General features: G+C 50.8%; 16 protein-coding genes and 1 pseudogene. 2 read left to right on the forward strand and 15 right to left on the reverse strand.

What is annotated here, in order from left to right; all coding sequences use genetic code 11:
* Both AC3DOM_RS08045 and AC3DOM_RS08050 read left to right on the forward strand, forming a co-directional pair.
* Positions 1-534 (forward strand): sensor histidine kinase (locus AC3DOM_RS08045; protein WP_487918525.1); only part of this gene is annotated, 534 nt, incomplete at its 5' end.
* Positions 524-1,183 (forward strand): response regulator transcription factor, encoded by a 660-nt coding sequence (locus tag AC3DOM_RS08050; RefSeq protein WP_487918526.1) that lies wholly within the window; start codon positions 524-526, stop codon positions 1,181-1,183. The genes AC3DOM_RS08045 and AC3DOM_RS08050, both read left to right, overlap by 11 nt.
* A gap of 102 nt (positions 1,184-1,285) precedes the next feature.
* On the opposite strand, the gene AC3DOM_RS08055 is transcribed toward AC3DOM_RS08050, so the two are convergent.
* The 15 genes and pseudogenes from AC3DOM_RS08055 to AC3DOM_RS08125 form a co-directional block, all read right to left on the reverse strand.
* Positions 1,286-2,443 (reverse strand): LysM peptidoglycan-binding domain-containing protein, encoded by a 1,158-nt coding sequence (locus AC3DOM_RS08055; RefSeq protein ID WP_487918527.1) that lies wholly within the window; start codon positions 2,441-2,443, stop codon positions 1,286-1,288.
* Positions 2,444-2,780: 337 nt separating this feature from the next.
* A complete protein-coding gene (pepF, locus tag AC3DOM_RS08060) occupies positions 2,781-4,580 on the reverse strand; it encodes an oligoendopeptidase F (RefSeq protein WP_487918528.1) in 1,800 nt (599 codons plus the stop codon).
* Positions 4,581-4,625: 45 nt separating this feature from the next.
* Entirely contained in the window at positions 4,626-6,155 is a 1,530-nt protein-coding gene (locus AC3DOM_RS08065) for an ATP-binding protein (protein ID WP_487918529.1), read from the reverse strand.
* 175 nt (positions 6,156-6,330) lie between these two features.
* Positions 6,331-7,641, reverse strand: a complete 1,311-nt coding sequence (locus tag AC3DOM_RS08070) for an acetyl ornithine aminotransferase family protein (protein WP_487918530.1) — start codon at positions 7,639-7,641, stop codon at positions 6,331-6,333.
* A gap of 22 nt (positions 7,642-7,663) precedes the next feature.
* Positions 7,664-8,599, reverse strand: a complete 936-nt coding sequence (locus AC3DOM_RS08075) for an ROK family protein (protein ID WP_487918531.1) — start codon at positions 8,597-8,599, stop codon at positions 7,664-7,666.
* Between the two features lie 130 nt (positions 8,600-8,729).
* A complete protein-coding gene (locus AC3DOM_RS08080) occupies positions 8,730-9,239 on the reverse strand; it encodes a GNAT family N-acetyltransferase (protein WP_487918532.1) in 510 nt (169 codons plus the stop codon).
* 129 nt (positions 9,240-9,368) lie between these two features.
* Positions 9,369-10,376 carry a YeiH family protein gene (locus AC3DOM_RS08085; protein WP_487918533.1) on the reverse strand — a complete coding sequence of 336 codons (1,008 nt, stop codon included), beginning with the start codon at positions 10,374-10,376 and terminating at the stop codon, positions 9,369-9,371.
* A gap of 63 nt (positions 10,377-10,439) precedes the next feature.
* Positions 10,440-10,760, reverse strand: coding sequence for a hypothetical protein (locus tag AC3DOM_RS08090; RefSeq protein WP_487918534.1), 321 nt, complete (start codon positions 10,758-10,760; stop codon positions 10,440-10,442).
* Positions 10,761-10,775: 15 nt separating this feature from the next.
* Positions 10,776-12,053 (reverse strand): glycoside hydrolase family 26 protein, encoded by a 1,278-nt coding sequence (locus tag AC3DOM_RS08095; protein ID WP_487918535.1) that lies wholly within the window; start codon positions 12,051-12,053, stop codon positions 10,776-10,778.
* A 9-nt stretch (positions 12,054-12,062) separates the two neighbouring features.
* Complete coding sequence (locus tag AC3DOM_RS08100; RefSeq protein ID WP_487918536.1) at positions 12,063-12,857, reverse strand: hypothetical protein; 795 nt, start codon at positions 12,855-12,857, stop codon at positions 12,063-12,065.
* 68 nt (positions 12,858-12,925) lie between these two features.
* Positions 12,926-13,465 carry a hypothetical protein gene (locus tag AC3DOM_RS08105; RefSeq protein ID WP_487918537.1) on the reverse strand — a complete coding sequence of 180 codons (540 nt, stop codon included), beginning with the start codon at positions 13,463-13,465 and terminating at the stop codon, positions 12,926-12,928.
* 138 nt (positions 13,466-13,603) lie between these two features.
* Positions 13,604-14,002: a hypothetical protein gene (locus AC3DOM_RS08110; protein ID WP_487918538.1), complete on the reverse strand. Its 399-nt coding sequence runs from the start codon at positions 14,000-14,002 to the stop codon at positions 13,604-13,606.
* Positions 14,003-14,114: 112 nt separating this feature from the next.
* On the reverse strand, positions 14,115-14,528 hold the full coding sequence (locus tag AC3DOM_RS08115) for a hypothetical protein (RefSeq protein ID WP_487918539.1): 414 nt from the start codon (positions 14,526-14,528) through the stop codon (positions 14,115-14,117).
* Positions 14,525-15,154: a hypothetical protein gene (locus tag AC3DOM_RS08120; protein WP_487918540.1), complete on the reverse strand. Its 630-nt coding sequence runs from the start codon at positions 15,152-15,154 to the stop codon at positions 14,525-14,527. The genes AC3DOM_RS08115 and AC3DOM_RS08120 overlap by 4 nt, the downstream gene beginning before the upstream one ends.
* A 53-nt stretch (positions 15,155-15,207) precedes the next feature.
* Positions 15,208-15,429, reverse strand: a pseudogene (locus AC3DOM_RS08125) (hypothetical protein); the annotation flags it as partial.

Here is a 15,429-nt window from a genome sequence, read left to right on the forward strand (position 1 = left end):
CTAGTGGATAAAAAACCGAAACGCGCTCAAGAGATGGTTGCCACCGTTAAAGAGCAAATGCGTGCCGCTCTGAGCGAATTAAGGAGCGCCGTTGCAACCTTGCGTGAACCCTTGCAAGCTGACCTTTCTCTTGCGAACGCGCTAAAATCTCTTGGGAAGAATTTTCAGGCTGCGACTGAAATCGAAGTACAGATGGCTTTTGCCCATAACCTGCCCCAATTCCCCAACTCCTACCGAGTAGCGATCTATCGCGCAGCCCAGGAAGCACTTACCAACATCCAGCGCCACGCGCAGGCAAAACAGATCCGGATGAGTTTGCTGCTCGACGAATCTGAGGGCATCAATCTCACCCTGCGTGACGACGGCATTGGCCTACCCAAAAACGCAGACAAACTTGGCTTTGGCTTACTCGGCATAAAAGAGCGTGCCGACCAACTTGGCGGCGAAATGAGACTTGAAGCCAATCCCGATGGGGGCGCACAGATCTGTCTCTGCCTGCCCTGGCCAATAAAGGATAATAATGATGACCTCTAGCCTGATCCGCGTCCTGATTGTGGACGACCAACGCCTGATGCGCGATGGCTTGCGCATTCTGATAGAACTCGAAACCGATCTTGATGTTGCCGGGGAAGCCGCCGATGGGCTAGAAGCTGTCAGCGCCTACCGTGATCTCGACCCGGATATTGTCCTGATGGATATACAAATGCCCAATCTCAATGGTGTGGAGGCTACCCGCCGCATCAAAGCGGATTGGCCTGAGGCAAATATCCTCATCCTGACAACCTTTGACGATGATGAGTATATCTTCGAGGGCTTGCGGGCGGGCGCATCAGGTTATTTGCTTAAAGATGTTTCGGGCAAGGAGTTGGCTAGCGCGATCCGGACTGTCGCCGAGGGTGGCACCCTGATCGCCCCCTCGGTGGCCCGGAAGGTTGTCTCAGAATTTGCACGGCTAAAACCTGCCTCTCCGGAAACGGCTGAATCCCTGCCTGAGCCGCTCTCTGAGCGCGAGATCGAGATTCTCAAAGTTCTCGCGCAGGGACATACCAACAAAGAGATTGCTGACCATCTTCACCTCGCTGAGGGGACCGTGAAAAACTACGTCACCAGCATCCTCCAAAAGATCGGCGCACGAGATCGCACACAGGCCGCGCTTAGAGCGAAGGAATTGGGGCTGTTGTAAAGACAAAAACTTCCGGAGTCTTTAAGACTTCGGAAGTTTTTCGTTTTATATCTCAAACCTCCCGCAGGATTCAAACCTGCGGGAGGTTCATAACCAAAGCAATTAGGGAGCCGCAAGTATGACAGTGAAATAGCCGCCCAGTGCGCTGCCCTTGAAATAAGCGTAAGCGATCCCGATCTCGGTTGCGTTGGGATTGAGCAGGGTTACTCCGCCCATCCAGGCATCAAATGCTGCCTGCCCGTCGCCACCGTATTCCGGAGGCTGGGCATGAATCTCCTGAAGGACAAGGGATGCAGTATATCCCTGGGCAGCGACACGCTCTGTCGGTGTCGAACCATCTGATCCAACTTCTTTAAGAAAAGAATTGCAGACCATATCTACGGCGTGAACAAGCGCGGCCGCGGTCAGTTGTGGCTTTTCCTTCAAAGGAGAGAGGCTTTGGGAAACGCGCTCATTATTTACCAGTTCAAAAATTTGAGCGACATAGTCTGTGTTCTCTTTGTAGTCACAACTTGCGGAAACAGGTGTAGCAGTTTTATTACCAGCTGGCGCAGAAGGTGTTGCTGTCGCATTTGCTGTTGGAGCCAAACGAGTCGGTTCCGGAGTAACCAGATTTACAGGGATCACCAAAAGTTGCCCCACCTGGATAGAGTTGGCATTTTCGAGTTCATTTTCCTCGATGATCGCATCCTCGGTACTGCGAAATTTAGCCGCGATTGCGGCCACAGAATCACCTGGGCGAACAGTGTAATTAAGCAGCGTACCTCTTGCCAGATCAGCCGGGACGGGGGTTGGGGTTGGTAATTCCATCCCAGGGTTGGGAACGATAATTTCCTGGCCGACGTAGAGAACACCACCCTGCGTTTCGACTACCGGATTTAATGCCAACAGAAGCAGAATTCCATCCTCGCCCAACTCAAATTTTTCAGAAATAGAGTTCATCGATTCGCCTTCCTGCACGATATAGGAGAAAGGCACAGATGGTGTCGGCGTCAGGGTCATGGTGGGCGTTGTTGTTTCCGTTGCAGTTGCCGTAGGTGATGAGGTAACGGTAGCAGTATATGTTAAGGTTGGTGTCGGAGTTTCCGTCGCAAAAAAGGAGATTTGTGGTTTATTATCCCCGGTAAACCAGAAGACGAGAACGATGATCCCGACAATCGCCAGCACTGCTGCAATTGTCCAAATGATCCTGGGGCCGCGTTGTTGTCTTTTTCGATAAGAGTCAATTGTATTGCTTGCAGAATCTGAGTTCATTTTCATGATATTTTCCTTTCCTGCCTTGAACTGCGAGGAAAAAGCCGCTCAACAATGGGATGCGATATTGATAAAAAAAGACGCTTTACTGTCTCAGTCCAATGCAGTTGTAATTTCATTCTACCTGAACTTAGGGCTTTAAGCGAGCAATGGTTTATTGATATTCAGCACTCAAAAAAACTTCGGTCACATCTTTGATGTCTGGAAAATCTTTTGTTAAATTGATGGATTTTCGGCTCGCCCTCAAGTTTGAATTTGCTTCCGTTATGAAATAAAGTTGCAACGCACTCTGAAAATGCGTTGCAACATATGCCAGAAACAGACCAGTTCTATTCTGGTTTCGTTAAGCGGTCAATTTCTCCAATCGGTCAATATAATCGCTCATCACCGCAAAAGTCTCCTCGACGGGGCTGGGGCTGGCCAGGTCAACACCTGCCATCTTGAGCGCATCCAGCGGATACATGGAACCACCCGCCTTCAGGAATTTGGTGTAATCATCGACCGCGTTCGGGACACCATCCAGCACACGGCGGGAGAGCGCGTGCGCGCCCGAGATACCGGTTGCATATTGATAAACATAATAGTCAGAGAAGAGATGCCCGAACGTAGCCCAAATTATCCCAACGCGCTCCCGGTCGATCTTCACAGTATCCCCATAACCTTCACTGAAGAGATCGGCCATCAGGGTCATCATCGTATCGGCGGTCAGGGGTTCGCCTTTTTCAGCGCGTTCATGCGTTTCGAGTTCAAAGCGAGCCAAGGTAGGCATAATAAAAAAATAGCGCAAGAAATTGCTCATCGCCTCTTCGATGATCGCGATCTGGAGATCCTTATCCGGATTGTTTTGAAGCAGATAACCGCGCACCAGAGCCTGATGGAAATTGGAGGCAACTTCGGCCACAAAGAGCGAGTATTCTCCATAAACCAGCGGCTGATTTTGCCACGCCAGATAAGAATGCATTGAATGGCCCAGTTCATGGGCGAGTGTACTTAGCCCGGTCATGTCATCATTGAAGCTCATCATGATAAATGGATGTGTGCCCGGTGCGCCCCAGGAAAATGCCCCGTTGCGCTTGCCCTGGTTCGGATATACATCCACCCAGCGATCTTCAAGTGCACCTTTTCGCACGGTATTCACGTAGTCTTCACCCATGGGAGATAGACCGTCACAGATCCAATCGACGGCTTGCTGATAACTTAATTTGGGGTTGCTGCTGGTCAGCGGTGCCCACAAATCGTAAGGGTACAACTCATCCACGCCCAGTGCCTTGCGACGAATATCAAAATAGCGCTGCCAGACAGGCAGATTCTTTTTGAAAACATCGATCAGATTGTGGAAAACCTCTACTTTAATATCATTTTCAAAAAGGGATGCAGCCAATGTGGACTTATGCTTACGTGCTCGCATTAAAAACACATTTTGTTTGATGGATGTTGCCAGATTGGTCGCGAGGGTATTTTTATGCGCGAGATAAGTATCCAGATAATTATTCCAGGTATTCTGGCGGGCTACCCTATCAGAATTTGCCCGAATTTTATAAAAAGTTCCCTGTGTGAGATCATGCTCTTTTCCATGGCTGTCAATCGCTGGTGGGAAATGAAAATCGGCATTGGTCAACATACTGGCAGTGGAGGATGAGCCGTCAAATGGATCTGCCAACATCCCCAGGATTTCCTCGACCTCTGTCGAGCGGACATGGGCCTGGTTGCGGAAAAGATTGTTCACATAATGTTCATATTCCGTTAAACGGGTTTCGTCACGCAGCCATTGACGCAGGGTTTGCTCGCCGATCTCCAGCATCTCTGGCTGGACAAAGGATACTGCTGCGATCACCTGTCCGTGGATGCCGCCAGCTTTATCTGCCATGGCAGCGGCTTTTTGGTCGGCGGTATCAACGCTATAAGAGAAACCAGCGTACATATTAAGATGCTCAACACGTTGAATGATCTTTTCCACGGCTTCCATGGCATCGGCGAGGCTCGCGGCGTTTGATGCCAGCTTGCCCTGAAAGGCTTTGACAGAGGGAATATCAGCGACGATCTTTTCAGCTTCGGCGCTCCATGCTTCAGGGGAGGCAAAAACGCTTTCGGCATTCCAGGTGTATTTGGGGTCAATTTCGTTTCGTGCGGGGATTTTGGACATGGGGAACCTTTCCTTAAAAGGGCAAACGGCCGTTCGCCCCTACGGCTATCTTGGCAATGAAAAACAGATACACGCCCCGGAATTGATCTTGGGGTCCACCCACATCCGTCCACCGTGGGCTTCGACGATGGCGCGGGCCAGATAAAGTCCCAGCCCGGCACCCTTGGTTTTGTTGACGGATTTGGCGGCCCTATAGAATCGATCGAAGATATGGGGCATATCTTTCGGGTCGATCCCGGGCCCTTCGTCGCTGACGCAGATCACCACTTGCTCCGGACGCGCTTCCCCGCTGATACGAATTTCTCCGTTGGGAGCGTATTTGATCGCGTTGGAGATCAGATTCGTCAGAACCTGGCGAATCCGCGTTTCGTCGGCGAGGATAACGGGGAATGTTTCGGGGAATTCAACGCCAATTTGATGGGAGCCTGCCTGCGTCCCGAGACGTTCCGCGAGATTGGCAGCAATGCTTTGCATCGAGACGTCGGTCTGATTCAAACTCATTCCCCCGGCTTGTAGACGCGAAGCATCCAGAAGGTCATCAATCATTGTGGCCAATCTATCTGCTTCCTCTTCGATCACGCCCAAACTATCGCTGATTATTTCCCGATCCCATTGGGCATCGTCACGTCGTAATGTGCTGGCGTAGCCCTTGATCAGTGCGACAGGGGTGCGCAGCTCGTGGCTGACAACGGAAATAAAGGTGCTTTTAACCTGCTCAGCAGTGCGGAAATGGGTGATATCGCGCACGGTGACAAAAACATTGCGGAGCGACCCTTTGGAGGTCAGCAAAGGAGCATAGGTCACGCCGACGGGCAGGTTTGGCGGATCAGGGCGATATAAGTCTCCTTCAACGTAAAGAGAGGCATTGGGCGTCAGCGGCCAGCCCTCGGCTTCAGCCTCTTCGAGGGTGGTGCCATGCGGGTCGCCCACCCAACGAATGATTTTTTCATGGGCTTTGCCAGTGATCGCATCACGTGGTTGACCATAGAGTTTTGCGAAGGCGCCATTGCAGCGTTCGATAGTCTGGTCAGCGTTCAGGATCAGGATTCCATCAGCGGCAGAGTCGAGCAGGGCATCGAGGCGCTGCTTTTCATAACTGACCTGTCCATAAAGCTGGGCATTGTAGACTGCGCTGGCAGCCTGATCAGCGAAACTGCGGAGTAATATTTTATCGTTGTGGGAGAATAGGTCGGGGTAATTACGAAAGATGAAGATCACACCGATCACTTGCTGGTGGGCAGTCAATGGCAATCCCACGCCATTCAGCAACCCACGGCTGGCGGTGTAGGCGAGGCTTTTCAACATCCGATTTAGTTCGTTGACGTTAAACTCAGAGACAGTCTCTTCGGCGAGCAGGGGCTTGAGGTAATCGAGCAACGCGGGGGGAATCTTTTGCGCTGCGGCAACATGCCAGCCATCTTCTTTGAAAGCGATCAAACCAGCCTGCCCCGCCAGCATCTCGATGGAGATGCGCAAAATCCGCGCCAGGAGTTTTTCAAGATCAAGCTCTTCCGTGATGGCGCGGGTGATTTCGAGCAGGTAGTCGCGTTGACGAACGCGGAAGTCGGGAAGCATATTAGTTCACCACAAAGACACAAAGGTCACAGAGAGAAAACATAAGGTAATTTTATCATCTTGAAACGATTGGAATAGGTCAGCCTCGCCCCCTACTATAAAGTTCTAATATTTGCCCTCACCCCCAACCCCTCTCCCGCGAGCGGGAGAGGGGTTGGGGGTGAGGGTCGTAAATTTACTCTTTTTCAGCCACCGTGACTGCCTCTTCAAGTGCTATCAAGCCCTCATCGATTTCACCCTTTGAAATACACAAGGGCGGCGAGATGCGGATGACGCTATTGCCGCAGCCAAGGGTTATCAGGCCGCGCTCAAAGGCCAAATCTGTGATACGGTCTCGCAACCCTTCGGCTGGCTCGCGGGTTTCCTTATCTTTAACAAAATCGATCCCGATCATCAGGCCGATCCCACGTACATCGCCGATGCTGGAATGGCGTGCTGCGATCTCGGCCAGCGCATCAAGGGCATATTCACCCACTTCGGCCGCATTTGTTAAATATTTTTCCTGAATCAGATCAATCGTAGCGATGCTCGCCGCACAGGCAAGGGGATTCCCGCCGTACGTGTTGCCGTGGGAGCCGCGGGGCCAGGTCATAACCGATTTACGGGCGATCATCGCACCAAGCGGCACACCAGATGCAAGTCCCTTTGCAGAGGTGATGATATCCGGCTCAACACCAAAATTCTCAATTGACCACCATTTGCCAGTGCGTCCCATCCCAGATTGCACTTCGTCAGCAATCAACAAAATATCGTATTTATCACAGAGTTTACGCAGTGCGGGGAAGAATCCTGCTGGTGGGACGGTATAACCGCCCTCACCCTGGATCGGTTCAAGCAGGATGCCGGCAATCTCATCGGCAGGCAGGATACGCCCCATGATCTGCTCTTCAATATAGCGGACAACGGTCTCGCCATAGTCTTCACCTTTTCGTCTTTCCAAAATCGGGCGGTAAGGATCGGGGAAGGGAGCATGGACAACACCGTTCATCAGCGGATAAAATCCGCGATGATATTTCGGCTTGCTGGCAGTAAAGGTCAATGCGCCCATCGTCCGGCCGTGGAACCCGCCCAGGAAACCGATAAAACCCGAACGTCCGGTGTGGTACCGGGCAAGTTTGATGGCGGCTTCCACTGATTCGGTTCCGGAATTTGTCAAAAATACGCGGGCATCCTCTGCAAAGGGAGCGATCTCGTTGAGTTTTTCGCTCAAAGTGATCCACTTCTCGTGGTAAAAATCGGAAGAAATATGTAAAAACTTCTCGGCCTGTTCCTGAATGGCCCTGACCACCTTGGGGTGACTATGACCAGTCGAAGCGACAGCGATTCCGGCGGCGAAATCGAGAAAACGATTCCCGTCCACATCCCAAACTTCGCTGCCTTTGCCATAATCCATCGCAAAGGGATAGGCACGGGGATAAGAGCCTGAAACCACAGAGGCATCGCGCTCGATCAGCGCACGGCCTTTGGGGCCTGGAAAATTAGACATTTTATTGTTCTCCTGAAAAAAATTACATTTCTCTCATTCCCACCAACGCCAGCGCTCCGAGCAGTCCGGCATCATCACCAAGCGCAGCAGTTGTGGTTATGAGGTTTTCTAAATAAGCGGGATTAAAAGCATGCTCCCGCAAGCTGGCCCTAAAGGGGACCATAAGCAGATCGCCGCTCTGCGAGACACCACCACCGAGAATAACGATGGTTGGGTTAAAGATATGCAGGAAAGTGGCGACACCGATCCCCAAATATTTTCCCGCCCGTTGATATGCAGATATGGCTAAAGCATCGCCCTCGCGGGCTGCCTCTGCGATGGATTCCGCTGTCCGCTTCACCCCTGACCTCAGGCTTGATTCCGTGCCTTCAGCCAATTGCATCTCGACATAACTGGCAATCGATGTTCCCGAAGCCAATGCCTCGAGATGCCCTTTTTTTCCGCAGGAACAAACAGGCCCATCTGCCAAGATAGTAGCGTGCCCCAGTTCTCCAGCCAGCCCAAGCTGACCTTCGAGAAGATGGCCATTGCTAATAACCCCTCCACCTACGCCTGTGCTGATCGTCAGGTAAACCAGGTGATCGTGTCCCTGCCCTGCGCCATAACGCCATTCGCCCAATGCTGCCAGATTGGCATCATTACCAAGATAGACCGGAACTTTAAAATGAGCAGAGAGCTTTTCCCCGAGAGGATAATTCTTCCACTCTTGAATATTTGGCGTTTCGAGAATGATCCCCGTTCGTGGATCAAGTGGACCGGGAGCAGCCACGCCAATCGCGGTGATATTTTCATCTGTTGGAATGACTTCTTCAATTAAATGAAGAAGTCGCCCAAAGACAGATTCTTCTCCTGAGCGGGTCTTGGTTTTGTGATGTTTTATGGGATCGGTCTCTCCACGGCGATAAGCCGCGGCACGAATATGTGTCCCTCCGAGGTCAACGGCGATGTGGATACTCATGATCGCAATTATACTTGCTAGAAGCGATGTGTCACGGGGCAAGTGTCATAAATATGGCAGACGAAATAAAGGATTGCTGATTTCTAAAAGACCAAGGGGAAAGACGGTTTGCTATTTACCCATGTCGTAATTATTTATGTTGTAGTTTGAGCCGCATTGATTGGCAGAAGAACGCTGATCCTGGCCGAAGTGGTTCAGTTTCTCCCACAGGCTCAAAACCGAGTCGAGTGTATAGCCCCATTGCTGAACTATCTCTAACCGTCACGCCCAATTCCAGGACGAGGGCATCCTTTTCCACGGCCCAGGCGATCACCCTTTTCAGCAGCATTTCCCCAACCCCAAGACCGCGATGGCTTGGAGCGACCCACATCTGATACAGATTTGCCAGATCGGGGTCAGATTCTTTAATTCGTCCCCATGCTAGACCAATTTGCTCTCCATCCACCTCCGCCCCCAAAGGGTAATTCAAGGCGGAGTCATCACCAGCCAGGCGGCTTTTCCACGCAGAATCTGAGCGCTTTTCTTCTTCCGCGAGGGTGCTGCCGAAAGCATCCGGCGAATCAGCCAATGCGCGCAGACGTAGATCTTTATAGTTTTTCCATTCTTGAGGGGCAAAGGTGCGGATAATTATCTCAGGCATCAACTGTTTTATATTTTTCCATCAGTGCTCCCTCCATTAAGTAATTCAAGTCTAGCATATTTTTATAGAGAAAAACACTCAGATGAAAATCTTATAGGGGCATACCTCCTTTCCCACATGAATGAAGAATTATTTTAGATAAAATATCATACTGCCGCTGAACAGTATTTGTATAATGAATATAATGCTGCCTATCAACAAAGCTGATTTCCCATCTCTCATCACACTTGCAAAAGTGATCTTCAGACCAATCCCAGCCATGGCAATGATCAAGGCAATCTGGCTTATTTTCCCTATAATTGCGATGATTTCTTTAGGTAATAAATCAAAAGTGGGGATTAAAGAAAAAAATATAAATCCAATAATAAATAATGGGACCCCATTCTTTTTGGTTTTTCTTTCGGCACCTGGGGTCAATTTGTTTTTTGAGAATACAAAAAGCAGAATAAGTACAACAGGGGTTAGCATGAGAATTCTTCCCATTTTTACAATGGTGGCAGTTTGTCCAGCTATCTCGCCGATGGAGAATCCAGCAGCGACTACCTGGCCAATGGCTTGCAAGGTATTTCCAATAAGCATCCCCGAATTGATATGATTGAATTTAAGAATTGCTGTACTAATGATCGGGAGTAAAAAAATGCCGATCGTACCCAGGAAATTCACAATCGCGATGGATAAACCAACATTTTCTTTTTTTGCCCCAATAATTTCTTCGGTCGCAGCAATTGCCGAACTACCGCAAATGCCATTCCCAATGCCAAGAAGAAGGGCAAAGTTCGTATCGAATTTAAAAATTTTGGCTAAAAGAAGGGATGAAAATATGGTTACTGTCATAGCGGCAATGATCAGTAGAATGGATTGATAACCCAACCCCCTCAAGACCATAAAATTCAGATTAACCCCCATGAGGGCGATAGCAAACGGGAGGATTTGTTTTTCAGTGACCTGAAGTCCTTTTTCGAAAATCTCCCCCAGGCTAATGCTATTACTTATTAGAATACCCAAAAGGATTGCGATAGTAGTTGCACCAATGGGTATGTAGCCTGCAATGAATAGGGCTGCCATGCCAATACTTATGCATAATGCGACCCCATAAACAGGAATACTATTATTTCTCTTACCCATTAAATTTGACACCTAAACCGTGTGAGAAAACAGACAATACCTTATCCAAAGCAGGATAAGTCTAGCATATTTTAACTAAATGCGATATTCCAGATGAATATCCTCCGGTTTAAGCTCAAATAACTCAGCATATACTTCTTCAGCCAGTGTACAACCTAAATATTGGTAAAAATGAATCGCATTCTCTACAGGTACCGCAGAAATATACATTTTCTTTGCACCCAGCGACTTCGCTCTCTCTGCCGCGCCGGGTGGCCAGCCTTGCATATCGTAATATTCTGGCTCAAGGACAAGTTCTCCCCCACGGAAATAATAAATATTCTCGATCATTTCGCGGCGGTCGATTGACCAGATAAGATGGAGCTCGTATTCTGTCAGGTTGCAGAGATTGATCATTTTGTGATTTTCTTTCTATGGCCAGGTATACAGATTGAAAGGAATCTCGTCCTCGAAATGGATCCGTGTGTTCTTGAACTCGACGAAATCATCTGCGCTTGAACCGCCGGGGTAGGGTCCATCATGGTGTGTCTCATCCCAGTTGCGCCAAACAAGTGCGTAGGCGACTTGGCCTTTTTGCGTTTGGCGTGTCCCGACCAGCGCCGGATAAAGGAAGGTCGTCCACCAGTCGGGGTCCGGCCACCTTTGCCCGCCAGTTTCGGTCAGCGCCGGGATCTTAAGGTCACTTCGCGCGTGTGCGGCCTGGACCAGCATATCGAGGCTGCTTTGGTATCCAGCCGACCCATCGACACCTGTACCGATGGGAAACGCATTCACGTAGTAATCCAAACCGAACACATCGACATAGTCGTCGCCCGGGTAAGCGTAAAAGTATGCTGTTCGGAAAGTGTCCAAGTCGGGGAACGAATAGTCTCTGTCCCGGCCGCGCATGAATCGGGCATCGGGCGAGTAGGCATACAGCAGGTTGTGCACTCCGCGTAAATCGCGCAGGTACTGCACCGTGAAGCGCCACAATGCAATGTAATCCGCCTCCGTCGTGTTCCTGCCGCCCCACCAGAAAACGGATCCGTTGTGCTCGTGAAAAGGCCGAAAAATCACCGGCACAAGGTGCTCCTCATCGTTCCAGGGCACACCTGAGACGGTCAGGCTCTTGGCAAATTCGGCGAAATCGTCGAGCCAGCGGCGGTACATGGCATGGTTCGAACCGCCGGGCAGAATCGTGGAAACCGCCTCGGTCCTGTCCCAGGATCTCCCCGGGTAAGGATCGTCGGGATCGCTACCGATACTCTCATAGGTGACCGGATTGTTCATATGCCAACTGATCGTGATCACACCGCCGCGTCGATACCCTTCGATAATCTTTTCCCGCATCGTATCGAAGGGCACGCCATCCAGATTAGTGGGCCGGCCGAGTTCAAGGTCACCGATTTCCCAACCGTAAACCGCCGGGTACGAGCCTGACACTTCGAGGATATCTGATCTACCAGGTTCGTCCCGCCAACCGACGCCAAAGAAGGTGTCGTCTTGATGACCAAAGAGCGTCTGGTTGGTGTCCGCCAGCGTCCATAAGTTGATGAAGAGCGCCTTGGTCTCATTTGTGGCCCGAGCATCAATAGTCGGGATACTTGAGATCGGTCGCAAACGCAATGTGCAACCTGATAATGCTATTACGATGGCCAGGATGAGAATGATGAAGCCTCGAGGCTGTTGGAGGCGAGAGAAAGTACGCATGATAGTCTCCTATGAAATGCTGAACGAATTTGGCCGCGCCCACCACAACCCAATCGCTGCTAACAGTGCCACCGCAATCAAAATCGGGGCAGTCCACGGCCAAAAGAATACGTGCAGGACGATCAGCAGCGGGACGAGCCAGAGCACCTGCCAGGAGGAGCGATAACCCTCCCGCAGGCCGAACCAGACGGACAATAAAGCCATCGCGCCAAATACCAGAATATGAATGCCGTATACTCGAAAGTAAAGCTTGATGTAATCGATGTGCTCGGGGTTGGTCGTCAGCCAGTCCCAGCCGCGTTCGGGGTCGCGCACATCCAGGGCGGGGATAACAAAGAGGTTGTCGTAGGCGAAGTAGAGCAGGAGCAGCCCAACGATGAAAACAAGGACCCAGCCAGCCCTGCGGCGGTTGGAGACAACAGGTTGTAGCCCGTCCCGGCTCACCCATAGCGCCCAGCTTGTCAGCAGTGCCAAGGGAATGGTGAGGAAGGACAGCCAATAAAAAATAGCGGTCAGGAAAAGGATGTAGACCGGTATTACCGTCAGCACCACCCAGGCCCACCGTTCCCCCTTGCGCAGACCGGTCAGGGCAACCCCAAGTACGAAAACCCCGTTAGCGAAGGTGAAAGCGCCAAGATTTTGGAAGCGAAACTTTATGTACTCGAGTAGGTCGGGGGTTGGGACGAGCCAATCCCAATGATCGGTGTAGGTTGGGATCACGAAAAACTGGTGGAAACCCCAACCAACGAACAGAAAGCCAACCAGGGCAAAGACTATCCAGGAATTCGATTTAACTTTTTCCATTGCTCACCTCAACTTTCCAGTCAAAAATCTAAAACGCCGCACTGGTCACAAAACCGCCATAGACCGAACTATTTTTCGGACAGGTGTTGATGACTTTGTGCGCTCCTCGTGAAATCAGGATGCCATTTCCTTAGCACCAGCCAGTAGCCAGCCAAAAAGATCGGATCCGGGAGCGCATGCATCAACCAGTGAAAGCGTGTATCAATGGTCACCTCACCCCAATAGTATTCGCAAAGCGGTAGGTTATTAATCCGGCTTTGCAAATCCCACCATCCCCGATGACAAGGATCGAGCGTATGCGCAACCACCATGAAACCGGCAAGAATTGCTAAAGGACCAAGAAATCCGAGCGCTCGTTGCAGCCGGGTACCTCGGAAATCGCGACCCTTCATCAGGGAAGGGATTCCCAGCAAAGTAGCAATCAGGTAGAAGAGCGCGGGGAGTGCCCAGCCTCCGGAAGCCGCCCATAAAGTCCATGTGCGATTTCCGGAAACGGAGGCATAAAGACTTAATGGCAAATTGAGTGCAACGACCAAAATCATTGAGAGAAGACCAATCCATACAAATCGGGTTGCTGGGGGCAGGAGGGAGAATGTTTTTTTATTCATGGTCTTCCTTGAGAAAACGCGGGTGTGTGAACACACCAGAAATAAAGATCAACGGCCTTACTACGTGCAGCTCCCGGCCGGACGGCGACTACAGCCAACAAAAAGAGCAGGTTTAAAACCAGGGAGTAGATTTAGCGGTCATTTCTTCTTTGTATCAACGACTTCCGGCAACTGCTTTTTCAAAGCACGCCCGTAAATCCAAACCAAAGGCAGCGTGGGAAGAATGTGCCAGAGATAATGAAAGCGCGTGTGGACGTTGATCCCAGATCCAAATCGCTCGCACAACGGAATCGTTTCACCGATGCGGCTGCGTATATCCCACATACCATTTAGACAGGGGTCAAAGGTGTGGGCAATCAAAAGGTAGCCGAACGAAATCAGCAGCGGCCCGATAAAAACCAAAACCCACCGGGCTTGTCCTTCTCCTCTTTGGGTCACTCCCCGAAATAATCCTGCGAGCCCCAAAAGTATCGGGATACTAAAAACAAAATCAGGGATGCCGTTCCATCCGCCCGCTCCATTTCCGAGCGCAGTCAACGAACCACCAAACAGGGCGGCCAGCAGTCCCAGGATCAGGCTGATACCGGAATTCAGCAGAATGATCCACCATCCGAGGCGGGCTAACCGTTGAACGGACAGAAAATTTACTCTATTCAGTTTTCTGCTCCTGCTTTTTTGGAAAGAAAATTCGATAAGGCACAAACAGACCGATTAGCGCAAAAACAATCAGGATGCGCATAGCGGGCCATTGGAAGGGAAAAACGATTCCTTGGGCAGCCAAATAAGCAGGCCAGACCCACATGGCAAACCAGGCCCAGCGCTCGCCTTTTCGGAATGCCGTCGCCGCGATCGCCAGTGTCCAGACGCCAAAGGCAAGGCTTGTAACCCCCAGCCAGCGCCAGGTCAGGTTTAAATATTCCAGCACCTCGGGGGCACTGGTCAGCCAGTCCCAATGACCTGGCTCCATGCACAGGATGCACAATGATGGCAGCCCGGAGCTGATTTGCAGCAGGCCGAACAGGATGAAAATGATCCAGCCGATGTTTTGGATTTTTGATTTCATTGCGCTTGCCTCGTGAAGAGTACACGCCCTGTCAACGCTGCCCAGATACCGCCGACGAACAGGCCATCCAGGGCAATAAACAGGAGCAGGTCAAACAGGGTATGCCAGTGAAATATCGAATTACGATTGGCGTCCAACAAGACTGCGGCTGCGATACCGACTACCCCCAAACCAATCCCAAACCCAATCGTCGACGACCACACCCAACGGGACGCGTTTTCGATTTTGCCACGCAAGGCGAGCCATTGCAGAATTCCCAGAATCAACCCGGATACCAAGCCTAACCCCAAAGCCGACCAGGGCAGAGCTTGTGGCACCGGGCCACTATCCCCGATAGCGTGGCCGAGGGCAAAGGCTGCTGTTGTCGCAGCGACCCAGGCAAGGATTTGATTGCGGCTCCAACTCAATTGTTTCCGCAAGAAAACGCCTTGCCCAATGCCGATTACCAGTCCTGAGATTGTGCCCAAAAACGCACCAAATTGGAAACACTCTGCGAGTGTGTTGCCTTCGTATGCGGGGCAGCGCAGGCCGTCAAAATCCACGGGATAGTGGGCCGCGCCCAGGCCAATGCCAAAGGCGAAGAGAAAAATATTAAAAATTATCCAACGAACTAAGGTTAATTTCATCTTGTCTCCTTCATTTCTTTCATGCGTAATTGGTTGACTCCAAAACTAAAGCACTAGGCCAATAGGGCAAAAACTATCCAGCCGACACCGAAGAAGGTGTTGGCCTGATGACCAAAGAGTGTCTGGTTGGTGTCCGCCAGCGTCCATAAGTTGATGAAGAGCGCCTTGGTCTCATTTGTGGCCCGAGCATCAATAGTCGGGATACTTGAGATCGGTCGCAAACGCAATGTGCAACCTGATAATGCTATTACGATGGCCAGGATGAGAATGATGAA

The organism is Candidatus Desulfolinea nitratireducens (assembly GCF_982879505.1).

Excerpts from the sequence above, each read along its gene's own strand:
- AC3DOM_RS08050 (WP_487918526.1), top strand. The coding sequence starts at position 524 with ATGACCTCTAGCCTGATCCGCGTCCTGATTGTGGACGACCAACGCCTG.
- AC3DOM_RS08055 (WP_487918527.1), bottom strand. The coding sequence starts at position 2,443 with ATGAAAATGAACTCAGATTCTGCAAGCAATACAATTGACTCTTATCGA.
- pepF (WP_487918528.1), bottom strand. The coding sequence starts at position 4,580 with ATGTCCAAAATCCCCGCACGAAACGAAATTGACCCCAAATACACCTGG.
- AC3DOM_RS08065 (WP_487918529.1), bottom strand. The coding sequence starts at position 6,155 with ATGCTTCCCGACTTCCGCGTTCGTCAACGCGACTACCTGCTCGAAATC.
- AC3DOM_RS08070 (WP_487918530.1), bottom strand. The coding sequence starts at position 7,641 with ATGTCTAATTTTCCAGGCCCCAAAGGCCGTGCGCTGATCGAGCGCGAT.
- AC3DOM_RS08075 (WP_487918531.1), bottom strand. The coding sequence starts at position 8,599 with ATGAGTATCCACATCGCCGTTGACCTCGGAGGGACACATATTCGTGCC.
- AC3DOM_RS08080 (WP_487918532.1), bottom strand. The coding sequence starts at position 9,239 with ATGCCTGAGATAATTATCCGCACCTTTGCCCCTCAAGAATGGAAAAAC.
- AC3DOM_RS08090 (WP_487918534.1), bottom strand. The coding sequence starts at position 10,760 with ATGATCAATCTCTGCAACCTGACAGAATACGAGCTCCATCTTATCTGG.
- AC3DOM_RS08095 (WP_487918535.1), bottom strand. The coding sequence starts at position 12,053 with ATGCGTACTTTCTCTCGCCTCCAACAGCCTCGAGGCTTCATCATTCTC.
- AC3DOM_RS08100 (WP_487918536.1), bottom strand. The coding sequence starts at position 12,857 with ATGGAAAAAGTTAAATCGAATTCCTGGATAGTCTTTGCCCTGGTTGGC.
- AC3DOM_RS08105 (WP_487918537.1), bottom strand. The coding sequence starts at position 13,465 with ATGAATAAAAAAACATTCTCCCTCCTGCCCCCAGCAACCCGATTTGTA.
- AC3DOM_RS08115 (WP_487918539.1), bottom strand. The coding sequence starts at position 14,528 with ATGAAATCAAAAATCCAAAACATCGGCTGGATCATTTTCATCCTGTTC.
- AC3DOM_RS08120 (WP_487918540.1), bottom strand. The coding sequence starts at position 15,154 with ATGAAATTAACCTTAGTTCGTTGGATAATTTTTAATATTTTTCTCTTC.